Here is a 7,141-nt window from a genome sequence, read left to right as displayed (position 1 = left end):
GGCCTGGTGGCCCTGGTGCGCTGGCTCGGCTCCGGACGGCAGGACTCCCTGCTGTCGGTCGAGAACACCGTAGGAGTCGCCGCTCCCGGAGGCGAGGCCGTATGACCGCCGCCGCCGCTCGGCTGACCGCCGCCACGGCTCAGCGGCACCTGCTGCTGAACATGACCGCCAACGGTTCGCTCGGCCCCGAGGGCGAAGACCTCCTCGTCGTCCGGCGAGGGGAGGGCCCGTACGTCGACGACGCTGACGGCAGGCGCTACATCGACGGCCTGTCAGGGCTGTACTGTTGCCAGCTCGGCTACTCCTACGGCCCCGAGTTCGCCGAGGCGGCGGAGAAGCAACTGCGGGAGCTGTGCTACAGCCCGTTGTGGACCGGTTCCGCGCACCCGACGGCGATCGAACTCGCCGAGCGGCTGTCCCGGATCGCTCCCGTGGACATCGAGCACACCTTCTTCTCGAGCGGCGGCGCCGAAGCCGTCGAGACCGCCTGGAAGATCGCCCGCCGCTACCATGCCCTGCGCGGCGAGCCGGGCCGCACCAAGGCCATCGCCCGGCGCGGCGCCTACCACGGCCTGACCATCGGTACCCTGTCGCTCACCGACGACCCCGGCCTGACGGAGCCGTACGGCCCGCCGGCGATCGACACCCGGTTCGTGTCGAACACCAACCGTTTTGGCCTCGCGCCGGAGTTCGCGGACGACGCGGTGTACACGGCATGGCTGCTCGCCGAGCTGGAGGCCACGATCCTGGCCGAGGGCCCGGAGACCGTCGCCATGCTCATCGCCGAGCCGGTGCAGAACCGCGGCGGCTGCATCACCCCGCCTCAGGGGTACTGGCAGGGGCTGCGGGCGCTGGCCGACCGGTACGGGTTCCTGCTCGTCGCCGACGAGGTGATCACGGGCTTCGGCCGGGTCGGGGAGTGGTTCGGCGGGGACCGTTACGGCGCCCGCCCGGACATGGTCACCGTCGCCAAGGGCATCACCGCGGGATACGCCCCCCTGGGCGCGACCCTGGTCGGCGCCAAGGTCACCGAGGTCATCAACCGGCCCGGTGCGGTCCTCAACCACGGCTACACGTTCGCCGGGCACCCGCTGAGCGCGGCCATCGCCCTGCGCAACCTGGAGATCATGGAGCGGGACCGGATCCTGGACAACGTCCGCGCCCTCCAGGGCGACCTGGCGCAGCGCATGGCGGCACTCACGGACCTGCCGATCGTCGGTGATGTCCGTGGCACCGGGTTCTTCTACTCCTGCGAACTCGTGGGCGACCTGGACGACGGCGGCTTCAGCGACACCGCCCGTAAGGCACTCATCGCCGACCTGATCCCGCGTCGACTGCGCGAGGCCGGCCTGCTGGCCCGCGTCTACGACCGCTCCGCGCCGTTGGTGCAGATCGCGCCCCCGCTGATCAGCGACCGCGCCGTGCTCGACCGTATCGCCGCGATCATCGCGGGCACCCTCGCCGAGGCCTCGTCCCGCATCTGATCCACGCATCAACGCATTGGAAAGGACTCACATGTACTCCATCGGTCCGCTGACCGTCGCCCCGGGCGAGCGCGCCCAGGGCCTGATCCCGGTCGGCACCAGCAGCTACGGCGTGGAGCTCGGCATTCCGCTGATCGTCGTCAACGGCGCCCAGGACGGCCCGGTCCTGTGTGTGGACGCGGGCGTGCACGGCGACGAGTACGACGGCCAGGAGGCCATCCGGCGTGTCCTCGCCGAGATCGACCCGGCCACCCTGCGCGGCACCGTCGTCGGCATCCCCTGCCTGAACACCCCGGCCTTCGAGGCGGCCGCCCGCGCCAGCGGCATCGACCACCTCAACCTCAACCGCATCTTCCCGGGCGACGCGGAGGGCTCGTACTCGCAGCGTCTGGCCGCCACCTTCGTCGAGAAGGTCGTCCCGGCCGTCGACGCCGTGGTCGACCTGCACACCGGTGGCGCCTACGGCGAGATCGCCCCGCTGGTGATCCTCCAGGGCGGTTACGAGGACCTGGCCACCGACCTGGCCCTCGCCGCCGGGCACGAGCTGGTCTGGAAGGGCGGCAAGTGGGGCGGCACGGTCCGCCACCCCGTTCTCGAGGCCGGCAAGCCCGCCATCACCATCGAGTGCGGTGGCGCCACCTACCGCGAGGCCAACGTCGAGCGGCACATGAACTCCGTCCGCAACATCCTGCGCAGCCTCGGCATGACCGACGGTGAGGCGGAGCTGCGGGACACCTACACGACCGTCTCCGGCACCTTCGCCCGCTCCGCCTCCGGCGGCTTCTTCGTCGCCCGCGCCGAACCGGGGGAGACCTGCAAGGAAGGCGATCTGATCGCCACCATCACCGACCACTACGGCAACACCCTGGAAGAGGTCACCGCGCCGCAGGACGGCATCGTGCTCTGGGTGCGCCGGATCCGCACGGTCCGTCCCGGCGACGAGGTCGTCATCTTCGGCGAGGTGCTGGGGGAGATCCAGCCATGAGCGGCGAACTGAAGCTGACCGAACTGCTGATCGACGGCAAGCACGTCCCGGCCGCCGACAGACGCTCCTTCACCGTCCTCGACCCGTCGAACGGGACGGCCATCGCCCAGGTGGCGCTGGCCGGCAAGGCGGACGTGGACCAGGCGGTGGCCGCCGCACGCGCGGCCTTCACCAATCCCGAATGGGCCGGGATGCGTGCCGCCGACCGGGGCCGCATCCTCCACCGGATCGCCGAGGCCATCCGCTACCAGGGAGAACGACTGGCGCGGCTGGAGAGCCAGGACGTCGGCAAGCCGCTCCGCCAGGCCAAGGCCGATGTCGAAGCGGCGGCCCGCTACTTCGAGTTCTACGCGGGCGCCGCCGACAAGCTCGGCGGCACGACGATCCCGCTCGGCCCCGGCCTGATCGACTACACGGTCCGTGAGCCGATCGGTGTCTCCGGCCAGATCATCCCCTTCAACTACCCGCTGCAGAACACCGCGCGGGGCTCGGCTCCGGCACTGGCGGCGGGCTGCACCGTGGTGCTCAAGCCGTCGCCGGAGGCGCCGCTCACCCCGCTGGAGATCGGCAGGATCGCCCTGGAGTGCGGTCTCCCGCCGGGCGTGCTGAACGTGGTCCCCGGTGACGGCGAGACCGGCGCCGCCCTCGCCGGCCACCCGGACATCAACCAGGTCACCTTCACCGGCTCGGTACCGACCGGCATCAAGGTCGCCCAGGCCGCCGCCGCCAACGTGGTGCCCTCGGTCACCGAGCTGGGCGGCAAGTCCCCGGTCGTCGTCTTCGCCGACGCCGACTTCGACCTGGCGCTGACCGCCGTCGCGGCCTCGGCGTTCGGCAACGCCGGCCAGACCTGCACGGCCGGCACCCGGCTGCTGCTCCAGCGCGGCGCCGAGGAGTTCCTCGAGAAGCTGGTCTCGCACGCCGCCTCGATGCGCGTCGGCCCGGGGCTCACCGACCCGGACATCGGCCCGCTGGTCGCCGCCCGGCAGCGCGACCGGGTGCTGGGCTACCTGGACGTGGCCCGCGAGGAGGGCGGGACGGTCCGCGTCGGCGGCGCCCCGTCCGACCCGGCCCTGGCCGACGGCTACTACGTCGAGCCGACCGTCCTCACGGGCCTGACGAACGACGCCCGTTGCGCCCGCGAGGAGATCTTCGGCCCCGTCATCACCGTCATCGAGTTCGACGACGCCGAGGAGGCCCTGGACATCGCCAACGACAGTCCGTACGGACTGGCCTCCTACGTCTGGACCCGCGACATCGACAATGCGATGCGGCTGGCCGAGGGCATCCGGGCCGGTCAGGTCTACGTCAACCCCACTGGTGTCGGCACCGGCGTCGAGCTCCCCTTCGGCGGCTACAAGCACAGCGGCTGGGGCCGCGAGAAGGGCCTGGCAGGCCTGGACAGCTACCTGCAGACCAAGAACGTCTGCATCGGGTTCGGGAACCGGTCATGAGATACCGCACCCTGGGCGAGCGTGGGCCGGCCGTCTCCGTGGTCGGCGTCGGCGGCAACAACTTCGGTGCCCGCCTCGACGAGGAGGGAACGAAGGCCGTCGTCCACGCGGCCCTGGATGCCGGGATCACCCTGTTCGACACGGCCGACATGTACGGCGGGTCCGGCGAGAGCAGCAGCGGGTGCGGCGGCTCGCGCGGCGACGGCGAACGGCTCCTCGGCGCCGCCCTCAAGGGACACCGCGACGAAGCCGTCCTGGCCACCAAGTTCGGCATGGAGATGGATGAGGAGGCCGAACGGCACGGCCCGCGCGGCTCGCGCGGCTACGTCCGGTACGCCGTCGAGGCGTCCCTGCGCCGGCTCGGCACCGACCGGATCGACCTGTACCAGTACCACGAGCCGGACGGCGTCACCCCGCTCGGGGAGACGGTGGCCGCGCTCCAGGAGCTGGTGGACGAGGGCAAGATCGGTTTCATCGGCTGCTCCAACCTGCCGGCCGAGCACCTCACAGACGCCTTCGTGTCCACCCAGGCCCGCTACCACCTGCTCGATCGCGGCGTGGAGCAGGACCTGATCCCCGCCTGCCTGCGCCACGGCGTCGGCCTGCTGCCGTACTACCCGCTGGCCAACGGCCTGCTCAGCGGCAAGTACCGGCGCGGTGAACAGCCCCCGCCCGGCAGCCGGCTGTCCTGGCGACAGGGCTGGCTGACCGACGCCGCCCTCGACAAGGTCGAGGCGCTCACCGCCTACGGCGCCGAACGCGGCCTGACCCTCCTTCAGGTCGCGGTCGGCGGACTGGCGGCCCTGCCCGCCGTCGGCTCCGTGATCTGCGGCGCCATGACCCCCGAACAGGTCACCGCCAACGCGGCGGCGGCCGACTGGGTCCCCGACGCCGCCGACCTGGCCGCCCTGGACGCGATCGTCACCCCCGGCGAACGCGTCGTCTGAAGTCCCCACTCCCCTGGTAAACCCGCGAGACTGAGGCTGAAAACCATGAGAGAGATCGTCACCTTCGACGCCTACGCAACCCTGATCAACTTCGAGCTCGGCCCCACGACGCTGAAGGTCCTCGAGGATCGACTGGGTCTGGACAACCTGGATGTCGACGAGTTCCTCGACGACTTCCGCGTCATGCGCTTCCAGGCCGTCCTGGAGGCCTACCGCCCGTACCACGAGATCCTGCACTCCAGCCTGCGCAACGCCATGCGCCTGCACGGCCTGGAGTACCGCGAGTCCGACGGCGACGCCCTGGTCGAGGCCGTCCCCACCTTCGGCCCGTGGCCCGAGGTCCCGGACGCCCTGCGTGCGCTGAAGACCAAGTACGAGATCGCCATCATCTCCAACACCGACGACAACCTGATCGCGCGCAACGTCGAGAACATCGGCGTCGAGTTCGACTACGTCATCACCGCCCAGCAGGCCGGGGCGTACAAGCCGGACCGGCAGACCTTCGAGTACGCGTTCAAGACCATGGGCGTCGAGCCGTCGCAGGTCATCCACACCGCGCAGGGCTGGGAGTACGACCACATCCCGACCCGCGACCTCGGCCTGAAGCGCCGGGTGTGGATCAACCGTTACGGCCGCCTCGGCAGCTCCGACTACCAGCCGTACGACGAGCTGCCCGACATGTCGGGCCTGCCGAAGCTGCTCGGCTGCTGACCCACGGCGACACAGGACAGAGAACACAGAGGACGCACGCCATGAAGCAGATCCCCTACTGGCTGGACACAGCCCCCGCCCTGCCCGACCGGTCCGGAAAGGACCTGCCCACCGAGGCGGACGTGGTGGTCATCGGCGGCGGCCTCACCGGCCTGTCCACCGCCTACCACACCGCCCGCAAGGGTGCCCGGGTCGTCCTCGTCGAGAAGGACAAGGTCGGCTCGGGTGCCTCCGGGCGCAACGGCAGCATGTGCACCCAGGGCATCACCATCAGCCCCGCCGACGCCCGCAAGCGCTACGGCCAGGAGCGAGCCCTCGAGCTGTACAACGCCTTCCGCGATGCGGTCGACGTCGTCGAGGAGCTCACGGTCCGGGAGAAGATCGACTGCGACTTCAACCGTTCAGGTCGCCTCGGCTTGGTCTGCAAGCCCGGGCACTTCGACGGCCTGCGGGCCAAGCAGCGCGACCTGGCCGAGAACTTCGGCCACGAGACGGTCGTGCTGAGCAAGAGCGAACTGCGGGCCGAGCTCGGCTCGGACTACTACCACGGCGCCCTGCTGGACCCGCTCAGCGCGGGCCTGCACGTGGGCAAGTTCGTCGGCGGCCTGGCAGACGCCGCCGAACGTGCCGGCGCGGAGATCCACGAGCGCAACGCGGCCACCGGCCTCACCCGCCTGCCCGGCGGTGGCTTCCTGGTCGAGACCCTGCACGGCACCATCCGTGCCAAGCAGGTCATGGCCGCCACCGACGCCTACACCGACAAGTCGATGCCGTGGTTCCGCAAGCGGCTGATCAACGTCGGCAGCTTCATCATCGTCACCGAGCCGCTGGGGGAGGCGCGCGCCAAGGAGCTCATCCCCAACGGCCGCCTGCTCGTTGCCCACAAGAACGTCGGCCACTACGTGCGCCTCACGCCCGACAACCGCCTCGCCTTCGGCGGCCGGGCCCGCTTCGCCCCCTCCAACCCGGCCTCCGACGCCAAGAGCGGTGACATCCTCAAGCGGGAGATGACCGAGATCTTCCCGCAGCTGGCGGGGGTGAAGATCGACTACGTGTGGGGCGGCATGGTCGGCATGTCCTGGGACCGCATCCCGCACGCGGGCGAGGCCAACGGCCTGTACTACTCCATGGGTTACTGCGGCCACGGCGTCCAGATGGCCACCTACATGGGCCGCGCGGTCGCCGAGATGATGGACGGCAAGCCGGAGGCCAACCCCCTGCGCGACTTCGGTTTCCCGAAGGTCCCCGTCCCCTTCTACAACGGCACCGCCTGGTTCCTGCCGTTCGGCGGCGCCTACTACAAGGCGAAGGACAGGCTGCTCTGAGCCGATGCCGACGGCGGTGAAGCCGCGGGGACTTCCCAAGCAGTGGTCCTGGGACGTCCCCGCGGCTTTCCGGTCTCGCGGCCTGCTGCGCACCTCACATACGACCACGCCTGAACCGCATCGAGAGAGGGCCCGCTCCGCCATGACCGCCGCCGCCACCCGAAGCGAACACGATCTGCTCGGCGACCGCGAGGTCCCCGCCGACGCGTACTGGGGCGTCCACACCCTGCGCGCC

The 7,141-nt window shown here is 70.7% G+C and carries 6 protein-coding genes; all 6 read left to right on the top strand.

All coding sequences use genetic code 11. From position 1 onward, the window contains the following. The first annotated feature begins 101 nt into the window (after positions 1 to 101). Genes AC067M_RS45690 through AC067M_RS45665 form a run of 6 tightly spaced genes read left to right on the top strand, consistent with a single transcriptional unit; the run spans position 102 to position 6,906 of the window. Entirely contained in the window at positions 102 to 1,484 is a 1,383-nt protein-coding gene (locus tag AC067M_RS45690; RefSeq protein WP_478702901.1) for an aminotransferase class III-fold pyridoxal phosphate-dependent enzyme, read from the top strand. A 31-nt stretch (positions 1,485 to 1,515) separates the two neighbouring features. Then, positions 1,516 to 2,469: a succinylglutamate desuccinylase/aspartoacylase family protein gene (locus AC067M_RS45685; protein ID WP_478702900.1), complete on the top strand. Its 954-nt coding sequence runs from the start codon at positions 1,516 to 1,518 to the stop codon at positions 2,467 to 2,469. Then, positions 2,466 to 3,923, top strand: a complete 1,458-nt coding sequence (locus tag AC067M_RS45680; RefSeq protein ID WP_478702899.1) for an aldehyde dehydrogenase family protein — start codon at positions 2,466 to 2,468, stop codon at positions 3,921 to 3,923. Before AC067M_RS45685 ends, AC067M_RS45680 begins: the two co-directional genes overlap by 4 nt. Continuing rightward, positions 3,920 to 4,870: an aldo/keto reductase gene (locus AC067M_RS45675; protein ID WP_478702898.1), complete on the top strand. Its 951-nt coding sequence runs from the start codon at positions 3,920 to 3,922 to the stop codon at positions 4,868 to 4,870. The genes AC067M_RS45680 and AC067M_RS45675 overlap by 4 nt, the downstream gene beginning before the upstream one ends. 45 nt (positions 4,871 to 4,915) lie before the next feature. Next, positions 4,916 to 5,581, top strand: coding sequence for a haloacid dehalogenase type II (locus AC067M_RS45670; RefSeq protein WP_478702897.1), 666 nt, complete (start codon positions 4,916 to 4,918; stop codon positions 5,579 to 5,581). 41 nt (positions 5,582 to 5,622) lie between these two features. After that, positions 5,623 to 6,906 carry an NAD(P)/FAD-dependent oxidoreductase gene (locus AC067M_RS45665; protein WP_478702896.1) on the top strand — a complete coding sequence of 428 codons (1,284 nt, stop codon included), beginning with the start codon at positions 5,623 to 5,625 and terminating at the stop codon, positions 6,904 to 6,906. Positions 6,907 to 7,141: the final 235 nt, after the last annotated feature.

The organism is Streptomyces sp. NPDC043427 (assembly GCF_056436655.1).
This window is presented reverse-complemented; position numbering and strand designations above follow the sequence as displayed.

What these genes read in the sequence shown, in the direction of transcription:
- AC067M_RS45690 (WP_478702901.1), top strand. Translation starts at nt 102, where the DNA reads ATGACCGCCGCCGCCGCTCGGCTGACCGCCGCCACGGCTCAGCGGCAC.
- AC067M_RS45685 (WP_478702900.1), top strand. Translation starts at nt 1,516, where the DNA reads ATGTACTCCATCGGTCCGCTGACCGTCGCCCCGGGCGAGCGCGCCCAG.
- AC067M_RS45680 (WP_478702899.1), top strand. Translation starts at nt 2,466, where the DNA reads ATGAGCGGCGAACTGAAGCTGACCGAACTGCTGATCGACGGCAAGCAC.
- AC067M_RS45675 (WP_478702898.1), top strand. Translation starts at nt 3,920, where the DNA reads ATGAGATACCGCACCCTGGGCGAGCGTGGGCCGGCCGTCTCCGTGGTC.
- AC067M_RS45670 (WP_478702897.1), top strand. Translation starts at nt 4,916, where the DNA reads ATGAGAGAGATCGTCACCTTCGACGCCTACGCAACCCTGATCAACTTC.
- AC067M_RS45665 (WP_478702896.1), top strand. Translation starts at nt 5,623, where the DNA reads ATGAAGCAGATCCCCTACTGGCTGGACACAGCCCCCGCCCTGCCCGAC.